The organism is Deinococcus radiopugnans ATCC 19172 (genome assembly GCF_006335125.1).
GTDB classification, from domain to species: Bacteria; Deinococcota; Deinococci; order Deinococcales; family Deinococcaceae; genus Deinococcus; species Deinococcus radiopugnans.
The window spans coordinates 1-18,749 of the sequence record NZ_VDMO01000017.1 but is presented as its reverse complement, the minus strand read 5'-3'; the positions used below and the strand labels follow the sequence as shown (position 1 = coordinate 18,749).

Here is an 18,749-nt window from a genome sequence, read left to right as displayed (position 1 = left end):
GGGCCGACGGACGGATTTCAGTCCACCCACTCGATCACCACGCGCCCGCCCTCCATGGCCGAGAGCAGATCGGCGTCGTTGGCGCTGCGCAACCGGGGCAGATGGGCAAAACGTGGCGTGGCCGAGGCGTAGCCCAGCCGCACGATCACGTCGTCGCTCACCTCGTCCTTGCCGATGCGCCAGACCAGCTGCCCGCCCAGGACCTCCAGCTCCTGCGGCAGAAGGCCGGCGGGCAGCTCCTCCGGGGAACCTGGGGGCAGCGGATCGCTCATGCGGCCATTGTACCTGCCGGGCCGGGCGGGGTAGAACGGAAGGCGAGATGACTGCCGATGCCCCTGCTCCTGCGCTGTCCTGGCGCGAACTGGAAACCCGCGTGGGTCTGGACGCCCTGCCCGCCTTTCACCGCCACTTCCTGACGTGGCGCGGCGTGGAGAACGCAGACGAGATGCCCCTGCGCCGGGTATCCCAGCGCGTGGACGCCGAACTGAACCGGCTGGTGCAGGCCGGCCAGGCCCAGAAGCAGGACGACGACTGGCGGCTGGAGCCGGGAGTGCTGGACGGCTTTGGGGCCTACGAGGCCCTGACGCCATGAGCTGCGCGGCGGGGAAACGGCCTTGAGCCTGCGGATCTTGGGCGGCAGCGCGAAGGGCCGCCCCCTGAAGGTGCCCGACAGCGCCCGGCCCAGCGGCGCCCGCATTCGCAAGAGCCTGTTCGATCTGCTGGCCGCCCGCGCGCCCACGGGCACCTTTGTGGACCTGCACGGCGGCAGCGGCGCCATCGGGCTGGAGGCGGCCAGCCGGGGCTACACGGTCACGCTGGTCGAGCAGGACGCCCGCGCGGTGGGGGCACTGGAAGCGAACGCCCGCGCGCTGGAGTTGCGGGTGCGGATCATTCGCGGTCAGTCGCAGAAACTGCTGCCCCGGCTGGGAGGTTTCGACATCGTGTTCAGCGACCCCCCGTATGAGGCCGACATCCCCGCCCTCACGGCGCAACTGCTGGGCAGCGACGTGGTGGCGGCGGGCGGCTTGTTGATCTGCCAGCATCCAGACCGCCTGACCCTGCCGGAGCATCCCGGCTTCGCACGTCAGGTCCGCGAGTACGGCAGCAACAGCCTGACCCTCTATCAGCGAATGGCGGCGGCAGATACAGTAGAGGACGCATGAAAGCCGTCTTTCCCGGATCGTTCGACCCCATCACCAGCGGGCACATGGACGTGCTGACCCGCGCCAGCCGCATCTTCGACACGGTGACCGTGACGGTCATGCACAACGCCCGCAAGCAGGGACGGCACCTGTTTACGCTGGACGAACGGCTGGAGATCCTGCGCAAGGCCACCGGCCATCTGGAGAACGTCGGCGTGGATTCCTTCGGCGGGCTGCTGGTGGACTACATGGCGCAGGAGCAAAAAGGGATCATCCTGCGCGGCCTGCGGGCGGTCAGCGACTACGAGTACGAATTGCAGATCGCGCACCTGAACCGCCAGATCGGCGAGGTGGAAACGGTGTTTATCATGGCGGCCACCCGCTGGAGCTTCGTGTCCAGCAGCATGGTGCGCGAGATCGCCAGCTACGGCGGCGACATCCGAGAGATGGTCCCGCGCGCCAGCGCCGACGCCCTGCGGCTGAAGTACGCGGACGTGTACGACGAGCGGGAACGGACGATGACCCCGGCCAGCCCGGATTGACGACAACAAGTGCGCCAGCCCTGATCCGGCTGGCGCATCTCTACGGTCTGGTGGAGGCTCAGGCTGGGCCAGCCGGCTCCGCCCGGACCTCGCCGCGTTCGCGCATGGCGGCGGCCAACTTCGCAGGCTCCAGCAGGCTGGCCTCCGGCCCGAAGCGGACTTTCACCGCGCGCTGCACGAACCAGATGGCGGCGAACACCCCCACCAGACTGATCACCAGCCCCGGCACCCGCATCACGGCGTTGACGGCGGCAATCTGGGCGTTGAAATCATCGGTGCCGAATTTGGCCGTCACGCGGGCGTAATTCACAATGCTGTTGACCACGCCGCCGATCAGGTCCACCACCGCGAAGACCACGGTGCCCAGCACCAGCCCCCGGTGGACCCCCGGATCACGCATGGCCTGCTGCGTGGCGGCGCGGTCCTCGGGCTTCTCGCCGATGCTGGCGGCGTCCAGAAACACGCGGAACAGCGGCACGCTGGTGGCCGCGCTGATTAAAAAGAGAATGCCGGTCAGGTACGCCCGCGCGCTGTCCTTGATGGCGTACCAGAAACCGTCCACGTACCAGAAGGCCAGCGCCCCCGAGAAAATGGCTCCTGCCCCGCCGATTAAAGCCACCGGGCTGACATTGCGATTGACCCCCAGATCCCACAGCACGTAGGCCACCGGAATCAGCGCGGCCAGCAGGTAGGCCCGCACGTTGCCGCCGGTCCCGCCCCCGAACACCTGATCGGCAATGCTGATGCCGCTGCCCAGAATATTGGGGCTGAGAATCAGGATCGGAATCAGCAGCGTGAAGACCAGATCCCACACGGTCTTGGGCACGCGGGCGCGGGCCTTTTTGGGGGGAAGGGCGGCGGAATTGGGTTCGGAGGCCGGATCGCTCATACGGGCCGCATTGTCTCACCCCCGCGTGAGGGCAATGGCGCGGCCCGCACGAAGCGCTCCCGTCCAGTCAGGTCCGGGTGCAACGCGGCGGCCCAGCCCTGAGCGCGCAGTTCGGCGGCGAAGGCGGGGGCGTTGCGCGGGTCCAGTTCCAGCCACAGCGCCCCGCCCTCAGCCAATGCGGCGCGGGCCTGCGGGATCAGGCGGCGGGCCAGGGTCAGACCGTCCGGGCCGGAGTACAGGGCCAGTTCGGGGTCGTGTCGCACCTCCGGCTCGGCGTGGGCGCGGTCCCCTTCGGGCAGATACGGCAGGTTGGCGAGGATCAGGTCGAATGGACCGGGAATGCTGTTCAGCAGATCGCTTTTGACGAACGCCACGTCCAGACTGTTCAACAGGGCATTCTCGCGTGCCAGAGCCAGCGCCTCGGGGCTGAGGTCCACCGCCAGTACTGCCGCATCCGGACGGGCCATCTTGACGCCCAGCGCCAGCGCCCCCGTCCCCGTGCCGACATCCACCACGCGCGGCAGACCCACCCCTTTCAGATCAGCCAGCGCCAGTTGCAGAAACCATTCCGTTTCTGGTCTGGGAATCAACGCCCGCCCGTCCACACTGAGCTGCAAGCCACCCCACTCCACCGTTCCCAGCAGATGTTGGAGGGGCACACGCGCGGCCCGTTGCTGGATCAATTGGCTCAGACGTTCAGCGCCAGCACCATCTACTTCTTCCAAACCTCGCAGCAAAAATGCCGTGGGCGGGAGATCCAGCGCGTGCAGGGTCAGCGCCCGGGCGTCCACCTCCGGCGAGGACACGCCCGCCGCGCGCAGGGTCCGCACAGCCTCGGCGAGATGATCACGGAGATTCAAAAACTTCCCCATGCCCTCACGGCGCGGCCAGCCGCTCCACACGCGCGCCCAGTCCCGTCAGCACCTCATACTCGTTGGTGCTGCCCCACCCGGCCACGTCACCCACGGTGATGCCGTCCGGTCCCCAGAAGCGCACCGCGTCGCCCACCTGAACATCCAGCCCGGTCACGTCCACCATGCACTGGTCCATGCAGATGCGGCCCACCACCGGGCGGCGCTCGCCGGCCACGGTCACCTGGGCCTGTCCGGTGGCGTTGCGCGGGTAGCCGTCGGCGTAGCCCAGGCCCACCGTCGCCAGCAGCGTGTCGCGCAGGGCGTGCCACAGCCCGCCGTAGCTCACGCTCTCGCCCGCACGGGCGGTATGCAGGTGCGTGATCTCGGCCTCCAGGGTCATGACTGGGGTCAGCGGCAGCACACCGCTCAGATGCGGGGGCGCGAAGCCGTAGGAGGCCAGACCGGGCCGCGCCAGCCGCATGCCCGGCAACTGGCCCAGGCTCAGGATGCCGCCGCCGTTGGAGGCGTGGGCCAGCAGGGGCGGCAGCTCGGCCAGCACGCCCTGAAAGCGCCGGAACTGCTCCCAGGCGAACGCCAGGTCCGGCTCGTCGGCGGTGGCGAAGTGGGTGTAAGCGCCCTCCAGCACGCCGCGCTCGGCCAGCCGCTGCCCGACGCGCACGGCGTCCTCGGGGCGGGCGCCCAGGCGGTTCATGCCGGTGTCCACCTTGAGGTGCGCGCGGGCGTGGGGCGGCAGGGCCTCGGCCTCCGCCAGCGAGGCGACGGGCAGGCGCACGCCCAGGTCGGCCAGCACCGGAACCTCGCCCGCTCGCGGCGGCGTGAGCAGCACGACCGGCTTGCCGGGGTTCAGGGCCGCCAGCATTCCGGCCTCCTGCGGCGTCGCCACCGCCAGGCCCCACACGTCGGGGTGCCGGGCGGCGACGCGCGCCACGATCTCCAGGCCGTGGCCGTAGGCGTCGGCCTTGACCGGCAGCAGCAGCGGCACCCCGGCGCGGCGGGACAGCGCGCGCAGGTTGCCTTCCAGGGCGGCGGCGGACGTGCGGGCGTGGGCGCGGGCACACAGCGTGTTCAGGGGCATCTCAGCGCCGATGCTAGCGCGGGCCATGCGGCGGCAGGAGGGGGCCGTGTATCCTTTTCACAGTCATGCCCAACGTCTTCCCCCGCCGGTTTCCCTTTCGCCTGCCCGTGCACCTGAGCGTCCTGACCGCCCTGCTGCTCTCACCCGCAGCCCTGGCCCAGACCGAGGGCACTCCGGTGGGGGGCCTGCTGCCGCTGGTGTCGGTGGGCGAGAAATGGATTCAGGACGTGGAGAGCTACACCATCGTGGTCTCGCCGCAGGACGCCGGGAAACCGCTGGGGCTGGAACTCTACTCGCCCACCTTCAACCTGGCCGATTACGTGGATGGGCGGCGCGCGGCGGGTTACTTCGGCGACGAGCTGTACAAGAAGAACGAACCATTCGACACCACCTTCACCCTGGTGGGGCCTGGCGGCACGGTGGCCGAGCGCCGTTACGGCCAGAACCGCGAACACACCTGGGACAGCCTGTTCGCGGGCGGCCTGGGGGCCGGAACCTACACGCTGCGGGTGAACAGCCGGGGCGACGGCAAGAACTCCTACGCGCTGCGGGTGGCCTCGCCGTTTGCGCTGGAGACCAGCGACTTCACCGTCAACGCCCGCAGCAACACGCCGGAGCCGCTGCTGGCCGCCCGGCTGAACGTGCTGCCCGACTGGGTGGGCAAGACCGTGAGCATCCTGAACTACGACATCGACGGCCCCAAGGAAGCCGAGACCTTCGTGATCCAGCCGGGGAACAAACGCGCGGACCTGACCCCCAGCGACAACGGCAAGACCGCCGTGGACCGCTTTACCATCACGCCGGAAATGGTGGGCGAGTGGCAGATCTTTATCCGGGTGCTGCCCACCACCAAGCAGTACAGCAACTCGGTGCGCTACTCGTTCCGGCTGGGCGATCAGCCGGTCACGGCGCGGGTGGGGGGCTTCAATCCACCCGCCGGAGCGAAGGTCGACAACCAGCTGCTGGTGGACGTGGTGGACCCGCAGGGCCAGCCGATTCCGGGCGCGTCGTACGCGCTGGTCGGCACCAGCGGGGTGCGGCCTCAGCTGCCGCCCGGCTACGTGCCGGTCAGTTCCAGCATCGTGCAGGGCACCGGCAACATCATCTCGCCCACCGAGGTGCGCTACCAGCCGGGCTTCACCAAGATCCGCTTCGTGGCCCGGCCCCCGGAAGGACAGCTGGCGGTGGACGCCGTGGCACTCTACGGCGATCAGCGCATTCCCCTGACCGGCGTGCCCTTCGAGGTCGCCGGACGCACCCTGAACACCCCCGCCACGGTGCCGCTCTCGCCCGGCGACTACCCGGTCAAGCCTACCCCGATTCCCGGCAGCACCTTCACGCCGCCGCTGCCGGGCCGCGTCGCCGACGGCACGGCGGGCAAGGTGACCATCGAGTACCGGGTGCTGACCGACGTGACCCTGATCACCGCCCCCGACATCCTGAACGCCTGCGACGTGACCCAGCTGACCGCCAGCGCCCGCACCGACTTTCCGTACCGCCTGCCGGGCCGCCTGGCCCTGAACCTGCCCACCGGCTGGACCAGCGATTACCCGCTGGAACTGTCCGGGGAATTCAGCGGGGGCCAGCCGCTGCGGCTGAAGGTGCCGGTGCGCGTGTGCCGCAGCGACACGGCGGAGGCGGTCCTGAACCCGATTGGCCTGCGGACCACCGGCGCGGCGCGGGTCCGCAACCCCGGCGGCGCCAACGTGACCCGCACGGTTCAGAGCGGCGCGCGGGCCAGCCTGAACAAGAGCGTGGAGGCCGCCGCGCAGAACTACCAGGTCACGCTGGTCCTGACCGTGGACAGCACGCTGGAAAATGTCCGGCTGATCGATCCGCTGCCTACCGGCGGCAGCCAGCCCGCCGTGCGCGGCCCGCTGCAACTGCAGGGGCCGAGCCTGGCCAACGTGCAGCCGCGCGTGGACGGCGACGCCATCCTGCTGAGCCGGGTGATTCCCGGCACCTACACCCTGACCTACACCCTGTTCAGTGACCTGCCCGCCGACCGCGTGGTGACCGCCCCGGACCTGGGCTGGTAAGGAGGGGCTGGTGAGGCACGCGGCTGAAAATGAGGCGTTTGCCCCAGCCCGTGAGCGTGTTCCCGGTTAAGATGGAGGCATGAAACTCAGCCGGGTGCTGTGGTGCGGTCTGACGCTGGGCAGCGTGGGCCTGGTGGGCTGCGGTTCGCTGGGCAGCGCCCCCGCGCCGATGGCGGGGGACCTGCTGTCCGCCCCGGCCACCCTGAATCTGGGCGGACAGGTGCTGCGGCTCACAGCGGCTCCACAGGTGCGGCGGGAACTGGACCGCCTGAGCGTGCGGGTGACCGTCGAGGCCAGCGCCCCGGCCGCCCGCAGACTCGCGCTGCCCGCCCTGAAAGTCATGGGCGTTTACGTGGTTACGGCCTCGGGCCTGTGGCAGTCGCCCCGACTGAATGACGTCTCCACGGCCCGCAACTGTCTGGCCAGCGTATGCGCGTGGGGCAGCGGCGACGCGGGCGATCTCACGGCGGGCGACGACGTGCGCGTGATTGCCCAGCTCCGGGACGCCAGCGGCCGGACCTACTGGCTGCGCGACGCCCGCAGCCGCAGCATCGTGGCCCAGCCGCTGATTCGCTGAGCAGGCCAGCCGGCCTTTTCAAGCTGGGACGGCTTCAGATTCCGTTCCCCACGTCTACAGGACTTTTGTGCCTCTTCCACGAGACGCGGCGAGTCCGGTGCGAGGTTCACCGCCCTTTTAGAGCATTTGTCCGAATTGCTGCATCAGAAAAAAGACTTCTGATGCCTCCATCCTCCCAAATGCTCGGCAAAATTCACTCACTCCGTTCGGTCAAAAGCAGACAGCACTTTTGACAAATGCTCTAACCCTGGTCAGCTGAGTTCCCCGTGCCCCGATTACTCCTGATCGTCGTAGTGATGCAGCAATTCAGCGTCCGGGTCACCAGCCGGGCGGTGGTGACGGGCCACCAACTCGGTCACCCGCACTCTGGCCCCGGCGTGGGCCAGCAGGGCCGCGCCCAGTTCCGGGTGCTGCGCGCGAATGCCCAGCGCCCCCAGCGGCGGCAGCAATCGCGCCAGCCGGGTGGGCACCAGCCCCACCAGCACGCGCTCGGCCACCCGGTACGGGCGCACGCTCTTGCCGCAGTCGTGCAGCAGGGCGGCAGCCACCAGTTCGGGGTCGGCTGCCGGGTGTTCGCGCAGCAGGTGCAGGGTTACGCGGCAGGCATGTTCGCGGTCGCGGGGGTCCATACCCTGGTACACCCGCGCCTCGCCGGGCGTGAGCAGGGTCACGGCCCAGGTGTCGTCCGGGTGGGCGTCCCCGGCACGCACGCTGCGGGCCAGCCGCCGCACCTTGGCCGCGTAGCCCAGCGCCTTGCGGCCTATGCGGTCAGACAGACGCAGGGCAGTCATGACGGTCAGGATAGAGGAAGAACGGGGACGCCGCCGCGCACAAAGAAAAGTGGGAGACCCGCGTCCTCCGCTGTCTCCCACTCCGTTCGTCCTCTGAGCTTCAGTCTGCCGCCGTCTCTTCCCCGGCCACTTCCAGCGCGGCCAGCGCACGTTCGGCGCTCATGGCCGCGCGGGTGCCCGCGCCGACGCTGGTGCCCAGCTGGCGGTAGATGTAGTCGCTGACGTCGCCCGCCGCGAACAGCAGCGGCACGCTGGTGTAGATCTCGTCGGTCACGTCCACGTAGCCGTCCTCGCGCAGCTTCAGGGTGTCCTTGACGAATTCGGTGTTGGGCACATGGCCGATGAAGATGAACACGCCGTCGGTAGTCATGTCCTGCGTTTCGCCGGTCTTGAGGTTCTTGAGGCGCACACCGCTGACCGCCTCCGCACCCTGGATTTCTTCCACGGCGGTGTCCCAGATGAATTTCATCTTGGGGTTGGCAAAGGCGCGGGCCTGGGCCACCTTGTTGGCGCGCAGACTGTCGCGGCGGTGGATCAGCGTGACCTCATCGGCGAACTTGGTCAGGAACAGCCCTTCCTCGACGGCGGCGTCTCCCCCACCGATCACCACGACTTTCTTGCCCCGGTAGAAGAAGCCGTCACAGGTGGCGCAGGTGCTGACGCCCCGGCCCCAGAACTCCTCCTCGCCAGGGACGTTCAGGCGCTTGGGGTTGGCACCCGTTGCCAGAATCACACTCTTGGCACGGTAATTGCCGCTGTAGCCCTTGACCACAAAGGGATAGTGGTGATCGCCGGTCTGCTCGATGGCTTCCACCTCATCCATCTCGATCTTGCCGCCGAACTTCTCGGCCTGCTGCTGCATCCTGGCGGCGAGTTCCATGCCGCTGATGGGTTCGGGAAAGCCGGGGTAGTTCTCGACTTCCTCGGTCTGGGCGATCTGGCCGCCGGGCAGTCCCTTTTCCAGAATCAGGGTGCTGAGGCTGGCGCGGCCGGTGTAGATGGCCGCCGTCAGGCCAGCGGGGCCGCCGCCGACGATGACGACGTCATAGTCCTGGGTTTGCGGGAGGGTACGGGTCATATGAGAAGCGTACCACCGCCCCTCCCCCTTATTGGTTAAGCACGCACAGTTTACTTTTTAAAGCATCAATGCGGGCGCTGGCGGTCAGCGGGCGGTCACGGGCACGTTCAGGGTGACCCTCTTGCCGTCCGGCAGCGCCACATCCGCGCTGCGGTACAGCACCTTGCCGCCTTTATCCGCAATCATGGCGCGGACAGCGTACTTGTGCGCGGCGTTCAGGCGCACGGGGTTGTAGACCATCTGGTAGGGCGTGGACAGCCGGGTGGTGCCGAACTCGATGTCCACCAGCGACTTGGCCGCCGTCAGGTCGACCAGACTGACCATGATCCGGCTGCCCGCCGGCAGGCGCAGGCCCTCGCTGGGGCCGGTGACGCGGCCCCTGACCTCGCGGTAGCCCTTGGGAATGGACTCGGCGCTGTAATCGTCCTGGGTGCTGGCGGCTGCACGGCTGGTGGCTGGAGCAGTGGCTGCGGGCTTGATCGGGGTCAGGGTGACGCCACCGATCTGGGTCTGCGCCAGGGCAGCAGAGGCCAGCAACGCACCGGCAAGAGTGGCAGCAAGGGGGGCGGAAACAAAACGATTCATCCCTGTATGGTGGGGGATGGAGCTGATGGTTTTGTGACCGGAGGTGCATTGAGTCTTGGGGGAGGCCTCAACCCATGCTGGAAAATACGCTTGAATGCTGGCGTGCCCACCTCCGTTCCGCTGCTGCACCACGCCGACGCCACGGCCCACCTGTCGGGCGACGCCACCCTGCGGGAACTGATCGCCCGCAACGGCGAGTTGCCGGTGCTGACGCCCACGCCCGATCCCTTCGGCACGCTGATCCGCAGCGTGAATGGCCAGCAACTCAGCGTGAAGGCCGCCGCCAGCATCCACGCCCGGCTGCTGGAGCGACTGGGCACGCTGGACGCCGCGACCCTGCTGCAAACCCCTGGTGAGGAGTTGCGCGCGGCGGGCCTGTCATGGGCCAAGGTGCGGACGGTGAGGGCCATCGCCGAGGCCGAGCAGACCGGTGCGGTGGATTTTGCCCACCTCGCCACGCTGCCCGACGAGGCTGTGATCGCCGCCCTGATTCCCCTGCCCGGCATCGGGCGCTGGACGGCGGAGATGTTCCTGATGTTCGCCCTGGCCCGCCCCGACGTGTTCAGCCTCGGAGATCTGGCGCTGCGGCAGGGGCTGGCGCGGCTGTACCCAGACCAGTCCACCGATGAGGTACTGGCCGGGTGGACGCCGTACCGCACGCTGGCCGCCCGCTACCTGTGGGCCGACAACCACCGGGTCAAGGCAGGCGGGGAGCCGATTGGGTGAGCGGGGGTCTAAGGGTCAAGAGTCAAAGGGTCTGAGGAAAACTTGACCTCTCTCCCTGTGTGTGGCTTGCAAAGCTGCCAGGCCGAAGGGGTCAGCGGGCAAACCTCAGGCTCTACACGTTGCCTGGGCTGTTTCCATCACCTGTCAACCATCAACCATCACCCTTCCCGCTCCACCCACTCCGCATACGTCATGCGCGCGATCTCGAAGCCGTCGCGCGTGTGGGTGTAGCCGCCGCGCCCGCCCATGCGCCCGATCAAGTCCAGCGCCGCCGTGTCCACGTAGTGCTTTTCCTCGTCCAGCACGGCGTCGGCGCGCAGGCTCAGGCCGATCACCTGCCCCAGAATGATGCGGGTCTTGCCGATCTGCAACGTCTGCACCTCCACGCATTCCAGCGTGGCGGGGCTGGCCCGCACGCGCGGCACGGCGATACGGCTGCCCGGCTCCAGTTCGATGCCCAGCTTCGCCGCCTCGGCCATGCCGTGCGGGAAATCGGTGGCGCTGTCACTCATGACCTGCGCCAGCGCCGCGCTCACCAGATTGACGCTGAACTCGCCGCCCGGCGCGATGTTCAGCGCCGTGTCCTTGGGCGTGCCGTCGGCGCGGTCACCGGGGGCGAAGGCCACGATGGGCGGATCGGACCCCATCAGGCCGAAGAAGCTGTAGGGGGCCAGATTGGGCACGCCGCCGTCGCCCAGCGTGCAGACCCAGGCAATCGGACGCGGCACGACGGTGGCGGTCAGCAGCTTGTAGCGGGCGGCGTTGGGCAGGGCGGTCAGATCGAAGTGCCTGAACTCGGTGGGCGGCGTTCGGGGGGACGGGGCCATTGTGGCAGCCTAGCGGGCGCTAGCATGGGGGGCCATGAGTGCCGATACATCCCCCACCTACCGCGACGCCTACGCGCGGCTGTCGCGCATCGCCGCCGAGCTGGAAACGGGCGAGGCTGACCTGGACCGCGTGCTGCCGCTGCTGGAAGAGGCCCGCGAGGCCTACGCGCAGTGCCGGGAGCGCATCGAGGCCGTGCGCGCCGTGCTGGCCGGAGACTGGGCGGACGGCGTGGAGGCGGACGGGGACGAAGAGGAGTAGGCGGACAGCGGTGCGCTGTCCGCAGTGAAGGGCTTGCCCGCCTGCCGCCTCCCGCGCACCGCGCACTTTTCCTCCACCCAAACACGTCTAAACTAGGCCCCGATGCTGCCCGCCCGCTCCCCCTTCGCCCGCCTGGAGGGGTTTTTGCGCGACACCCTGGGCGGCGCGACGCGGCTGCACGAGGAAGACGCCGCCCCCGCACGCACGGTGGGCGTGACTGAACTGGGCTGGTCTCCAGCGGTGGCGCGCGGCTTCGGCTTCCCTCAGGTGTACGCCCACCAGGCCGAGACATACAAACTGATGCGCGACGGCAAACACGTCATCGTCACCACGCCGACGGCCAGCGGCAAGACCGGGGCCTTCTTCCCCGCCGTCTTTGACCGGCTGGAGCGCGATCCGAACGCCACCGCCCTCTTCGTTTACCCGCTGGTGGCGCTGGGGCAGGATCAGCGCGACAAGCTGCTGACCTTTAAAGAAAGGGGCGGTTTCGGCTGGGACATCGGCGCGTTCCAGAGCAGCGCTCAGGCCGCCGACGCCTTCGCGGACGGCGTGCGGATGGTCACGGCCACCCCGGACAAGCTGCACTGGTCTCTGACGCAGCCCCGCGTGCGCGAGTTTCTGAAGAACCTGTCCTTTATCGTGCTGGACGAGGCCCACACCTACCGGGGCGGCTTCGGCTCGGAGGTGGCCGGGATGCTGCGCCGCCTGCTGGAACTGTCGCACGCCTTGGGCGCAAACCCGCAGGTGGTGCTGAGTACCGCCACCATCGGCAACCCCGCCGAATTTGCCCGTGAGCTGATCGGCGTGGACGCGGTGGAGGTCAGCGAATCCGGGGCCGCCAGACCCGGCAAGCGCTTCTACCTGGCCGATCACCGGGGGCAACCGCGCCGCTTCTGGAACGCTGTGATGGAAGCGTCTCAGCGCTATGACCTGAAGGTGCTGGCCTTTTTCCGGGGCCGCAGCCGGGCCGCGCGGCTGTACGGCACTTACCGCGCCCAGCCCGCCTACGCCCGGCACGCCCACCTGTACATGGCCGGCACCAGTGACCGCGAGGGCCGCCTGACCGAGTTCCGCCGCGCGGGCAGCGGCGTGATGTTCGCCACCAACGCGCTGGAGGCCGGGGTGGACATCGGGGACTTGGAGGTGGTGATCATTGACGGCTATCCGGGGTCGCGCATGGCCTTCCGGCAGATGGCGGGCCGCGCCGGGCGGGTGGCGCCGGGGCTGGTGCTGTACCTGCCCGCGCTGAACGAGCAGGGGGTGCCGCAGCCGGCCGACGCCTTTTACAGCAACTCCGGCAACTTCCTGGAACTGCTGACCGGCCCGATCGAGAAGGCGGTGGTGGAGGCGGCCAACCCCTACCTCTCGCCCCGGCACCGCGCCCGCCAGAACGACGAATACGGCGCGGCGGGCCTGCGCGGGCCGCACCCCGCCGCCGTGGAGGCGCAGAAATACTGGAACCTGCGCGGCGAGGGCAGCCTGAAATACGCGGTGGTGGAGGCCGCCGACTGGGACAGACTGGGCGCGAAGGCGCTGGACACCCCGCTGGAATCGCCCAGCCAGCACTACGCCCTGACCGAGAAGCACGAGGGCGCGGTGTTCACCCTGGACGGCCAGGGCTACAAGGTGCTGCGCTGGGAAAAGCACCCCGCCGGCACCGCAATCATCGTGGAAAAATTCAGCGCCGAGAACCTGTTCACGCGCGGGCTGTACAGCATCGAGGTCACGCCGGGCCAGATGACCCCGTGGCAGCGGCGCGGCCCCCTGGCCTACCGCCACGGCGAGGTCAGCATTCGCCGCCGCTACACCGGCTATCAGATGCTGAGGCAGGTCTTCGAGCGCGTGTGCGTGGGCTGTGACCGCGATCCCGGCCCCGCCGAACGCACCTGCGCCCGCTGCGGGGGCCGCATTCAGGACAGGATGCAGGACCACAAGCTGTCCGAACACCTGTACGACGCGCCCACCGAGTTGCAACCCTTCCGCACCGCCGCGCTGGAAATCGGCCTTGATCCCCGCGCCACCGAGCGGCCCAGCGCGGTGGCCCATACCCTCAAGCACCTGCTGCAAAAGGTCACGCCGGAGCGGGTGGCCTGCGACGACAACGATCTGGCGGGGGCCTTCCGGGGCGGCCACGACGCGTATTTCTTCCTGTACGACGACTGGCTGGGCGGCCTGGGCGTGTCGCGCCGCGCCTACGAGCAACTGGATGACCTGCTGGCCCGTGCGCTGGCGCTGTGTTCCAAAACGTGCTGCAAGAACGCGGAGGGCTGTTACGAGTGCATCGCCGTGTCGCGCTGCTCCTCGCCGTACCTGCCGAGTGGGGAGCGCCGCCCCACCGACAAGCACGCCACCCGGCTGTTTCTGGAAGGGGTGCTGGGCGTGCAGGCCGCGCCGGAAGCGGAAACCGCCGCCCCCGAACCCGTCCCCGATCTGGCCCCGTCGTGGCCCCTCCAGGCGCGCGAATTGCTGGACCTGCACGGCCTCTCGCTGCCCGAGGTCAGCGCCCGCCTGGGCATTCCCAGCCGTGAGCTGCAACGGGCGGTCAGCAGCACCCAGCCTCTGCGGCTGCACCACGCCAAATTCGGCGACGGCGTCTTTATGGGCGGCTTTCATCAGGGCGACAAGCGCGAGGTGCTGGTCTACTTCCCCGGCGTGGGCCAGAAGCGCCTGCTGCTGAAATTCGCGGGCCTGAGCGTGATCGAGCGCGGGCCGGGTGTCGCGGCAGGCTAGGGGTCTGCCTTACGGTGCGTTGCGGACGGTTTCCCCCACCCCAATCCCGGCCAGCCGCCGCGCCGCCTCCACCAGTACCTCGGGCGGCTGCACCAGGGCGAAGCGCACGAAACCTTCCCCGCGTTCCCCGAAGGCCCGTCCGGGGCTGACCACCACGCCGCAGTCCTCGGCGGCGCGCACCGCAAACGCTACGCTGTCGGTGAGGCCCGGCACCCGCGCCCAGGCGTACATGCTGGCCTGGGGCCACTGCACTTCCCAGCCCAGGGCGCGCAGGGCGGGCACCAGAGCGTCGCGGCGGGCCTGGAACACGGCGGCTCCAGCACGTCCCACCTCGTCCGGCAGACCCAATGCCAGTGTGGCGGCCCGCTGGATGCCCAGGTACGCGTGGAAGTCCACCGCGCCTTTCACACGGGCCAGGGCGGCGATGGCCCCGGCGTCCCCGGCGGCGAAGCCCACCCGGAAGCCGCCCATGTGGTGGGTCTTGCTCAGCGAGTGCAGTTCCACCACGCCGTCCAGTCCCGCTTCCAGGGCGCTGGGGGCGCGGTAGTCGTCACACGTCAGTTCGGCGTAGGGATGATCGTGAATCAGAAGGGTGCCGCGCGCCTGACACCACTCCACCACCTGTGCGAAAAAGGCCGCATCAGCCACCGCCGACGTGGGGTTGTTGGGGTAATTCAGCAGCAGCGCGCGGGGCTGGACATCGCCTGGAACCGCGTCCAAGTCCGGCAGAAAGCCGCGTTCAGGCCGCAGCGGCAGCGGGACGGTCCTGAGCCCGGCCACCGCCGCCGCGCCCAGGTACGGCGGATAGCCGGGATCGGGCAGCAGCAGCGTGTCGCCGGGATCGGTGACGGCCAGCAGCAGGTGGGCCAGCCCTTCCTGAGCGCCGATCAGCGGCAGCACCTCGGTTTCGGGATTCACCCCCACCCCGAAGCGGCGCCGCAGGTAGTCGGCAGCGGCTTCCCGCAGCGGCGCGGTGTCGCTGAACAGCGGGTAACGGTACGTCAGCGGATCGCGGGTGGCCTCGCGCAGGGCTTCCAGCACGGCCTCCGGCGGCGCCTGATCGCTGCTGCCGATGCTCAGGTCAATAATGGCCCGCCCACGCGCCCGTGCCCGACTCTTGGCCGCGTCCATCAGCGCGAAGACGCTGCCCGGCACGTTGGCGGCCCGTGATGACATCCACATGTCCGGCAGAGTAGAGCATCCTGCCGTGCTGACCTCCCATTTAGCCCTGCGGCCCGCGTCTAAAGAACCTCCCGCCGCGTCCTCACGCCGGCCCGCCCACACCCCGCTAGCGTGGGGCATGGAAATCAGCCGCACGATGAGCCTGGACCCCATCCTGGACCGCATGGGCCGCGAAGCCACCAGCCTGCGCGAGGCCGAGGCCATGCGTGAGGTGCTCTCCGAACGCTACGCGGGTCAGGACATGGCCGCGATCGGTGAACACGACTGGCTGGAGGCGCTAGGCCGCATGGAGCAGATCAAGCAGACTGGCAATGAGGGGATGAAATAACGATCTAGTTTTCTCGCTCGATCAGCGTGCCCTGCGTGTCAATCGGAAAGTCCATGACCCGCCCCCCCAGGCCGTTCTTCTTCATCACGCCGTTCAGGTAGGCGTGCAGCGGCGCGGTGCCCTCGCGGGTGTCGTGAAAGCACAGCACCGTCGGCCCCGCGCCCGACAGCGCCGCGCCCAGGGCGCCGTGCCGCCAGGCGTCTTCCAGAATGTCACTCAGGCCCGGCACCAGAGGCGCCCGCCAGATCTGGTGGATGTAGTCCTGCATGGCGTGCCGCAGCAGGTCCAGGCGCCCCTGCGACAGCGCGGCGGCCAGCAGCGCGGCGTGGGACAGCGCGTGTACGGCGTCGGCGCGGCTGTACTCGCGCGGCAGCACGGCGCGGGCCTTGCTGGTGCTGAGTTCGAAGTCGGGAATCAGCACGGTCACGCCCAGATTTGCAGGTGGGTCCAGCCGCACGTAGTGGGTGCCTAGCTTGTCCAGCGTCGCCACCACGATGCCGCCGAACAGCGCCGGGGCCACGTTGTCCGGGTGGCCCTCCTCGCGGGCGGCCACGTCCAGGAGCGCGGCGTCATCCAGCGGGCGGCCCAGCAGTTCGTTGGCCGCCACAATGCCGGCCACCAGGGCGGCGGCGCTGCTGCCCAGGCCGCGGGCCAGCGGCACCTCGCTGCTGATCTCTATGCGGGCCGGTGGCAGGCTCAGCCCGGTGCGCCGGGCCACCAGCAGCATCGCCTGATACACGTAGTTGCTCTCGTCGGCGGGGGTGCCCTGCAGGCCCGGTCCCAGGGGAAGCACCTGGGTCACGGCGCCCGGCGTGACGCGCAGCGTGGTGTGCAGCGGCACGCTCAGGCCCAGGCTGTCGAAGCCCGGCCCCAGGTTGGCGCTGCTGGCCGGGGCGCGCACGGTAAAAGCGCTCACGGCGCCCAGGGTGACCGGCATAGGGCGGTGGAATCCAGGCCGGAGTTCAGGCGAGTGGAATCAGGGTGGCGCGGGCCAGACAGCAACATCCGCCCATGCTAGTCGCCGCCGCGCGGCGGGGTCCGGCGGAGGTAAGACAAATGCCTTTCCCTGATCTGCATGTCCTGAGCGAGGCGGTGCCGGACTGCCCCCACTGCTTTTCCCCCACAACGTCAAGGCAAAGTCAGATATGAGGAACCAGACCGGGCTTTCTGAGAAGATTGGGACGGCGAAATTGAAGGGTTCACTACATGCTCTTTGCGGGGTCTTCAGAAAGTATGTTTATCCGCAATTGACCTCTCTGTGGGGTTTCATGCTTCAGCCACAACGAGCGTTTCACGTTGGAACTCTAACGATTCAAACAGGAGGTCACGAACATGGGTTGGATCATTACTATTCTGGTGGGTGCGCTTTGTGGTTGGCTGGCAAGCATGATCATGAACACCAACGCACAGCAGGGTGCCATTGCCAATATCCTGATCGGTATTGTCGGCGCGTTGCTGGCACAGTGGATCTTCGCGGGTCTGCTGAACATCGGCGGCGCGACGGCGGCGGGCGACGGCTTCAGCTTCTGGAGCATCATCTGGGGCGTGGTGGGCAGCGTCATTCTGATTGCCATCCTCAAGGCTCTGAAAGTTCTGCGCTAAGTCTTCTCTTCCTATGGCCGGGCATCCTTTGGGGTGTCCGGTCTTTTTCTGCCTTTGTTCCCGGTGTCTCAATACAATTCCGGCCCCGCAAAAACTACGGATTGGATGAGTGGGACACCTGCCTTCCTTAAAAGTGTCAGGATGGCTACGGAAGGGGGACACCGTCATGCCTCAAGAACACACCGGGACTGCCCAACATCCTGCCCTGCCGCCGCCGCGTTACCTGCTGCGTTCGCTGGGCAATGCGGACGTGATCGTGAACGGCGCGAGTGTGGTCTGGCCCGCCCGCAGCGCTGAGGAACTGCTGTGGTACCTGCACGCCCACCCACAGGGCCGCTACCGTCACGACATCCTGGCCCAGTTGTGGGACCTGGAAGACACGCCCGCCGCCGCCAACCGCTTCCGCGTCGCACTGCACCGCCTGCGCTCCACGCTGGGGCGGCCTGACGCCGTGGTGGAAGAGCGGGGCCGCTATACCCTGCATGCCGACCTTCAGGCGGCCAGCGACACCTACGCCCTGCACCGGGCGCTGGACGCCTCGCGGAACATGACCGAGCCGCGCCAGCAGGAGGAATTGCTGCGGCAGGCGCTGGCCAGCGCGGACGGCGAGTACCTGCCGCACCTGCAGGGCGAGTGGGTGGAGGCGGCCCGCAGCCAGCACCGCTCCGCCGTGGTCGAGGGCCACCTGGCCCTGTCGCTGTTGCACTGCGCGGCCCGTGAGTGCCCGCTGGCCGCGCTGTCGCTGGTGCGCGCCGCCGAGACGGACCCGCTGATCGGCGAGGACCACCACCAGCGCCTGATGGTCTGCCTGACCATGACCCGCGACAAGTACGCCGCCATCGAGCATTACCGCCGTTACCGCCACTTTCTGGCCGAGGAGGTCGGCGACACCCCCATGCAGGACACGGTGGACCTGGCCGAGCGCCTGAAGGCCGACGCCCGCCCCTGCGAACACGGCCCGTACATGCTGACCGGAAGCCCCCTGAACGGGAAATAGAGCGCTGCAAGACGGCGCTGCACTGTACACTCGCGGCCAGATGTCAGGCACACCGCAGCGGATCAGGGAGGCAGTGGAAGCCATTCAGGGCTGGCTGGTCAGTAGTCCCAATCCCGGCGAGGCCATCGTCCGTCAGGCGATTGTGCTGAGACTGCTGCACGCCGCCGGATTCGACATCTGGAACCCGGCAGAGGTGGTGCCGGAAGAAACCAACGGCAGCGGCAACCGTTCCGATTTTCTGATTCGTGTCGGCAAGGGGAAGTTTGCGCTGGAGCTGAAAGGCGCAGGAATTGCCCTGAAGGGCAAACCCTATGAGCAGGTGGTCACCTATGCCGCTAGCGAGGGAACCCGCTGGGCGATGCTGACCAACGGAAGGATCTAAGTACAACGCATTTAAGAAGTAGAATTAGGCATGGCCCGCCCTGCTCGACGTATTGCGATTTCTGGGGAAGAGGACGACCAGCTCCGTGCGCTGGAAACCAGTCCACACACGCACCCGAAGGCC

At 68.4% G+C, this 18,749-nt stretch carries 22 protein-coding genes; 12 read left to right on the top strand and 10 right to left on the bottom strand.

The genetic code is table 11. The annotated features are described in order from the left end of the window. Positions 1-17 precede the first annotated feature (17 nt). Positions 18-272: a DUF3248 domain-containing protein gene (locus tag FHR04_RS14815; RefSeq protein WP_139404101.1), complete on the bottom strand. Its 255-nt coding sequence runs from the start codon at positions 270-272 to the stop codon at positions 18-20. Positions 273-319: 47 nt separating this feature from the next. On the opposite strand from FHR04_RS14815, the gene FHR04_RS14810 reads away from it, so the two are divergent. Genes FHR04_RS14810 through coaD form a run of 3 tightly spaced genes read left to right on the top strand, consistent with a single transcriptional unit; the run spans position 320 to position 1,684 of the window. After that, the gene (locus FHR04_RS14810) at positions 320-592 is read left to right on the top strand and encodes a hypothetical protein (protein WP_139404100.1); all 273 of its coding nucleotides are present in this window, start codon (positions 320-322) and stop codon (positions 590-592) included. 22 nt (positions 593-614) lie between these two features. After that, complete coding sequence (locus FHR04_RS14805) at positions 615-1,163, top strand: RsmD family RNA methyltransferase (RefSeq protein ID WP_139404099.1); 549 nt, start codon at positions 615-617, stop codon at positions 1,161-1,163. Next, positions 1,160-1,684: a pantetheine-phosphate adenylyltransferase gene (gene coaD, locus FHR04_RS14800; RefSeq protein ID WP_139404098.1), complete on the top strand. Its 525-nt coding sequence runs from the start codon at positions 1,160-1,162 to the stop codon at positions 1,682-1,684. The genes FHR04_RS14805 and coaD overlap by 4 nt, the downstream gene beginning before the upstream one ends. Before the next feature lie 58 nt (positions 1,685-1,742). Here the strand turns inward: coaD and FHR04_RS14795 are convergent, their stop codons facing one another. The 3 genes from FHR04_RS14795 to alr are packed head-to-tail and all read right to left on the bottom strand — an operon-like array spanning position 1,743 to position 4,523. Then, positions 1,743-2,573, bottom strand: coding sequence for a VC0807 family protein (locus tag FHR04_RS14795; protein WP_139404097.1), 831 nt, complete (start codon positions 2,571-2,573; stop codon positions 1,743-1,745). After that, complete coding sequence (gene prmC / locus FHR04_RS14790; RefSeq protein ID WP_249039145.1) at positions 2,570-3,433, bottom strand: peptide chain release factor N(5)-glutamine methyltransferase; 864 nt, start codon at positions 3,431-3,433, stop codon at positions 2,570-2,572. The genes FHR04_RS14795 and prmC overlap by 4 nt, the downstream gene beginning before the upstream one ends. A gap of 16 nt (positions 3,434-3,449) precedes the next feature. Beyond that, positions 3,450-4,523, bottom strand: coding sequence for an alanine racemase (gene alr / locus FHR04_RS14785; RefSeq protein WP_139404095.1), 1,074 nt, complete (start codon positions 4,521-4,523; stop codon positions 3,450-3,452). Between the two features lie 65 nt (positions 4,524-4,588). Between alr and FHR04_RS14780 the strand changes: the two genes are divergently transcribed. Continuing rightward, complete coding sequence (locus FHR04_RS14780) at positions 4,589-6,562, top strand: hypothetical protein (protein WP_139404094.1); 1,974 nt, start codon at positions 4,589-4,591, stop codon at positions 6,560-6,562. Between the two features lie 79 nt (positions 6,563-6,641). Next, on the top strand, positions 6,642-7,139 hold the full coding sequence (locus FHR04_RS14775) for a hypothetical protein (protein ID WP_139404093.1): 498 nt from the start codon (positions 6,642-6,644) through the stop codon (positions 7,137-7,139). Positions 7,140-7,414: 275 nt separating this feature from the next. On the opposite strand, the gene FHR04_RS14770 is transcribed toward FHR04_RS14775, so the two are convergent. The 3 genes from FHR04_RS14770 to FHR04_RS14760 form a co-directional block, all read right to left on the bottom strand. After that, the gene (locus FHR04_RS14770; protein ID WP_139404092.1) at positions 7,415-7,930 is read right to left on the bottom strand and encodes an HD domain-containing protein; all 516 of its coding nucleotides are present in this window, start codon (positions 7,928-7,930) and stop codon (positions 7,415-7,417) included. 100 nt (positions 7,931-8,030) lie between these two features. Next, positions 8,031-9,008 (bottom strand): thioredoxin-disulfide reductase, encoded by a 978-nt coding sequence (gene trxB, locus FHR04_RS14765; protein ID WP_139404091.1) that lies wholly within the window; start codon positions 9,006-9,008, stop codon positions 8,031-8,033. Between the two features lie 84 nt (positions 9,009-9,092). Beyond that, entirely contained in the window at positions 9,093-9,593 is a 501-nt protein-coding gene (locus FHR04_RS14760) for a YbaY family lipoprotein (protein ID WP_039685983.1), read from the bottom strand. A 102-nt stretch (positions 9,594-9,695) separates the two neighbouring features. Here FHR04_RS14760 and FHR04_RS14755 point away from each other — a divergent pair, with 102 nt between their 5' ends. Next, positions 9,696-10,319 (top strand): DNA-3-methyladenine glycosylase family protein, encoded by a 624-nt coding sequence (locus FHR04_RS14755; RefSeq protein WP_276341398.1) that lies wholly within the window; start codon positions 9,696-9,698, stop codon positions 10,317-10,319. Between the two features lie 158 nt (positions 10,320-10,477). On the opposite strand, the gene FHR04_RS14750 is transcribed toward FHR04_RS14755, so the two are convergent. Continuing rightward, complete coding sequence (locus FHR04_RS14750) at positions 10,478-11,146, bottom strand: flavin reductase family protein (protein WP_139404089.1); 669 nt, start codon at positions 11,144-11,146, stop codon at positions 10,478-10,480. A 34-nt stretch (positions 11,147-11,180) separates the two neighbouring features. On the opposite strand from FHR04_RS14750, the gene xseB reads away from it, so the two are divergent. Continuing rightward, a complete protein-coding gene (gene xseB, locus FHR04_RS14745; RefSeq protein ID WP_039685985.1) occupies positions 11,181-11,405 on the top strand; it encodes an exodeoxyribonuclease VII small subunit in 225 nt (74 codons plus the stop codon). Between the two features lie 102 nt (positions 11,406-11,507). Then, entirely contained in the window at positions 11,508-14,135 is a 2,628-nt protein-coding gene (locus FHR04_RS14740; protein ID WP_139404088.1) for a DEAD/DEAH box helicase, read from the top strand. A 9-nt stretch (positions 14,136-14,144) separates the two neighbouring features. On the opposite strand, the gene FHR04_RS14735 is transcribed toward FHR04_RS14740, so the two are convergent. Continuing rightward, positions 14,145-15,317 (bottom strand): aminotransferase class I/II-fold pyridoxal phosphate-dependent enzyme, encoded by a 1,173-nt coding sequence (locus FHR04_RS14735; protein WP_139404087.1) that lies wholly within the window; start codon positions 15,315-15,317, stop codon positions 14,145-14,147. A 118-nt stretch (positions 15,318-15,435) separates the two neighbouring features. Here FHR04_RS14735 and FHR04_RS14730 point away from each other — a divergent pair, with 118 nt between their 5' ends. Then, entirely contained in the window at positions 15,436-15,645 is a 210-nt protein-coding gene (locus FHR04_RS14730; protein WP_039685992.1) for a hypothetical protein, read from the top strand. Between the two features lie 4 nt (positions 15,646-15,649). On the opposite strand, the gene thrB is transcribed toward FHR04_RS14730, so the two are convergent. Continuing rightward, positions 15,650-16,582 (bottom strand): homoserine kinase, encoded by a 933-nt coding sequence (gene thrB, locus FHR04_RS14725; protein WP_039685994.1) that lies wholly within the window; start codon positions 16,580-16,582, stop codon positions 15,650-15,652. Between the two features lie 395 nt (positions 16,583-16,977). On the opposite strand from thrB, the gene FHR04_RS14720 reads away from it, so the two are divergent. From FHR04_RS14720 to FHR04_RS14710, 3 genes are all read left to right on the top strand, one after another. Further along, positions 16,978-17,247 carry a GlsB/YeaQ/YmgE family stress response membrane protein gene (locus tag FHR04_RS14720; protein ID WP_039685996.1) on the top strand — a complete coding sequence of 90 codons (270 nt, stop codon included), beginning with the start codon at positions 16,978-16,980 and terminating at the stop codon, positions 17,245-17,247. 166 nt (positions 17,248-17,413) lie between these two features. Next, the gene (locus tag FHR04_RS14715) at positions 17,414-18,244 is read left to right on the top strand and encodes an AfsR/SARP family transcriptional regulator (RefSeq protein WP_081995281.1); all 831 of its coding nucleotides are present in this window, start codon (positions 17,414-17,416) and stop codon (positions 18,242-18,244) included. Positions 18,245-18,284: 40 nt separating this feature from the next. Next, positions 18,285-18,626, top strand: coding sequence for a type I restriction enzyme HsdR N-terminal domain-containing protein (locus FHR04_RS14710; protein WP_139404086.1), 342 nt, complete (start codon positions 18,285-18,287; stop codon positions 18,624-18,626). Positions 18,627-18,749: the final 123 nt, after the last annotated feature.

What these genes read in the sequence shown, in the direction of transcription:
- FHR04_RS14815 (WP_139404101.1), bottom strand. Translation starts at nt 272, where the DNA reads ATGAGCGATCCGCTGCCCCCAGGTTCCCCGGAGGAGCTGCCCGCCGGC.
- FHR04_RS14810 (WP_139404100.1), top strand. Translation starts at nt 320, where the DNA reads ATGACTGCCGATGCCCCTGCTCCTGCGCTGTCCTGGCGCGAACTGGAA.
- coaD (WP_139404098.1), top strand. Translation starts at nt 1,160, where the DNA reads ATGAAAGCCGTCTTTCCCGGATCGTTCGACCCCATCACCAGCGGGCAC.
- FHR04_RS14795 (WP_139404097.1), bottom strand. Translation starts at nt 2,573, where the DNA reads ATGAGCGATCCGGCCTCCGAACCCAATTCCGCCGCCCTTCCCCCCAAA.
- alr (WP_139404095.1), bottom strand. Translation starts at nt 4,523, where the DNA reads ATGCCCCTGAACACGCTGTGTGCCCGCGCCCACGCCCGCACGTCCGCC.
- FHR04_RS14780 (WP_139404094.1), top strand. Translation starts at nt 4,589, where the DNA reads ATGCCCAACGTCTTCCCCCGCCGGTTTCCCTTTCGCCTGCCCGTGCAC.
- FHR04_RS14775 (WP_139404093.1), top strand. Translation starts at nt 6,642, where the DNA reads ATGAAACTCAGCCGGGTGCTGTGGTGCGGTCTGACGCTGGGCAGCGTG.
- FHR04_RS14770 (WP_139404092.1), bottom strand. Translation starts at nt 7,930, where the DNA reads ATGACTGCCCTGCGTCTGTCTGACCGCATAGGCCGCAAGGCGCTGGGC.
- trxB (WP_139404091.1), bottom strand. Translation starts at nt 9,008, where the DNA reads ATGACCCGTACCCTCCCGCAAACCCAGGACTATGACGTCGTCATCGTC.
- FHR04_RS14760 (WP_039685983.1), bottom strand. Translation starts at nt 9,593, where the DNA reads ATGAATCGTTTTGTTTCCGCCCCCCTTGCTGCCACTCTTGCCGGTGCG.
- FHR04_RS14750 (WP_139404089.1), bottom strand. Translation starts at nt 11,146, where the DNA reads ATGGCCCCGTCCCCCCGAACGCCGCCCACCGAGTTCAGGCACTTCGAT.
- xseB (WP_039685985.1), top strand. Translation starts at nt 11,181, where the DNA reads ATGAGTGCCGATACATCCCCCACCTACCGCGACGCCTACGCGCGGCTG.
- FHR04_RS14740 (WP_139404088.1), top strand. Translation starts at nt 11,508, where the DNA reads ATGCTGCCCGCCCGCTCCCCCTTCGCCCGCCTGGAGGGGTTTTTGCGC.
- FHR04_RS14735 (WP_139404087.1), bottom strand. Translation starts at nt 15,317, where the DNA reads ATGTGGATGTCATCACGGGCCGCCAACGTGCCGGGCAGCGTCTTCGCG.
- FHR04_RS14730 (WP_039685992.1), top strand. Translation starts at nt 15,436, where the DNA reads ATGGAAATCAGCCGCACGATGAGCCTGGACCCCATCCTGGACCGCATG.
- thrB (WP_039685994.1), bottom strand. Translation starts at nt 16,582, where the DNA reads ATGCCGGTCACCCTGGGCGCCGTGAGCGCTTTTACCGTGCGCGCCCCG.
- FHR04_RS14720 (WP_039685996.1), top strand. Translation starts at nt 16,978, where the DNA reads ATGGGTTGGATCATTACTATTCTGGTGGGTGCGCTTTGTGGTTGGCTG.
- FHR04_RS14715 (WP_081995281.1), top strand. Translation starts at nt 17,414, where the DNA reads ATGCCTCAAGAACACACCGGGACTGCCCAACATCCTGCCCTGCCGCCG.
- FHR04_RS14710 (WP_139404086.1), top strand. Translation starts at nt 18,285, where the DNA reads ATGTCAGGCACACCGCAGCGGATCAGGGAGGCAGTGGAAGCCATTCAG.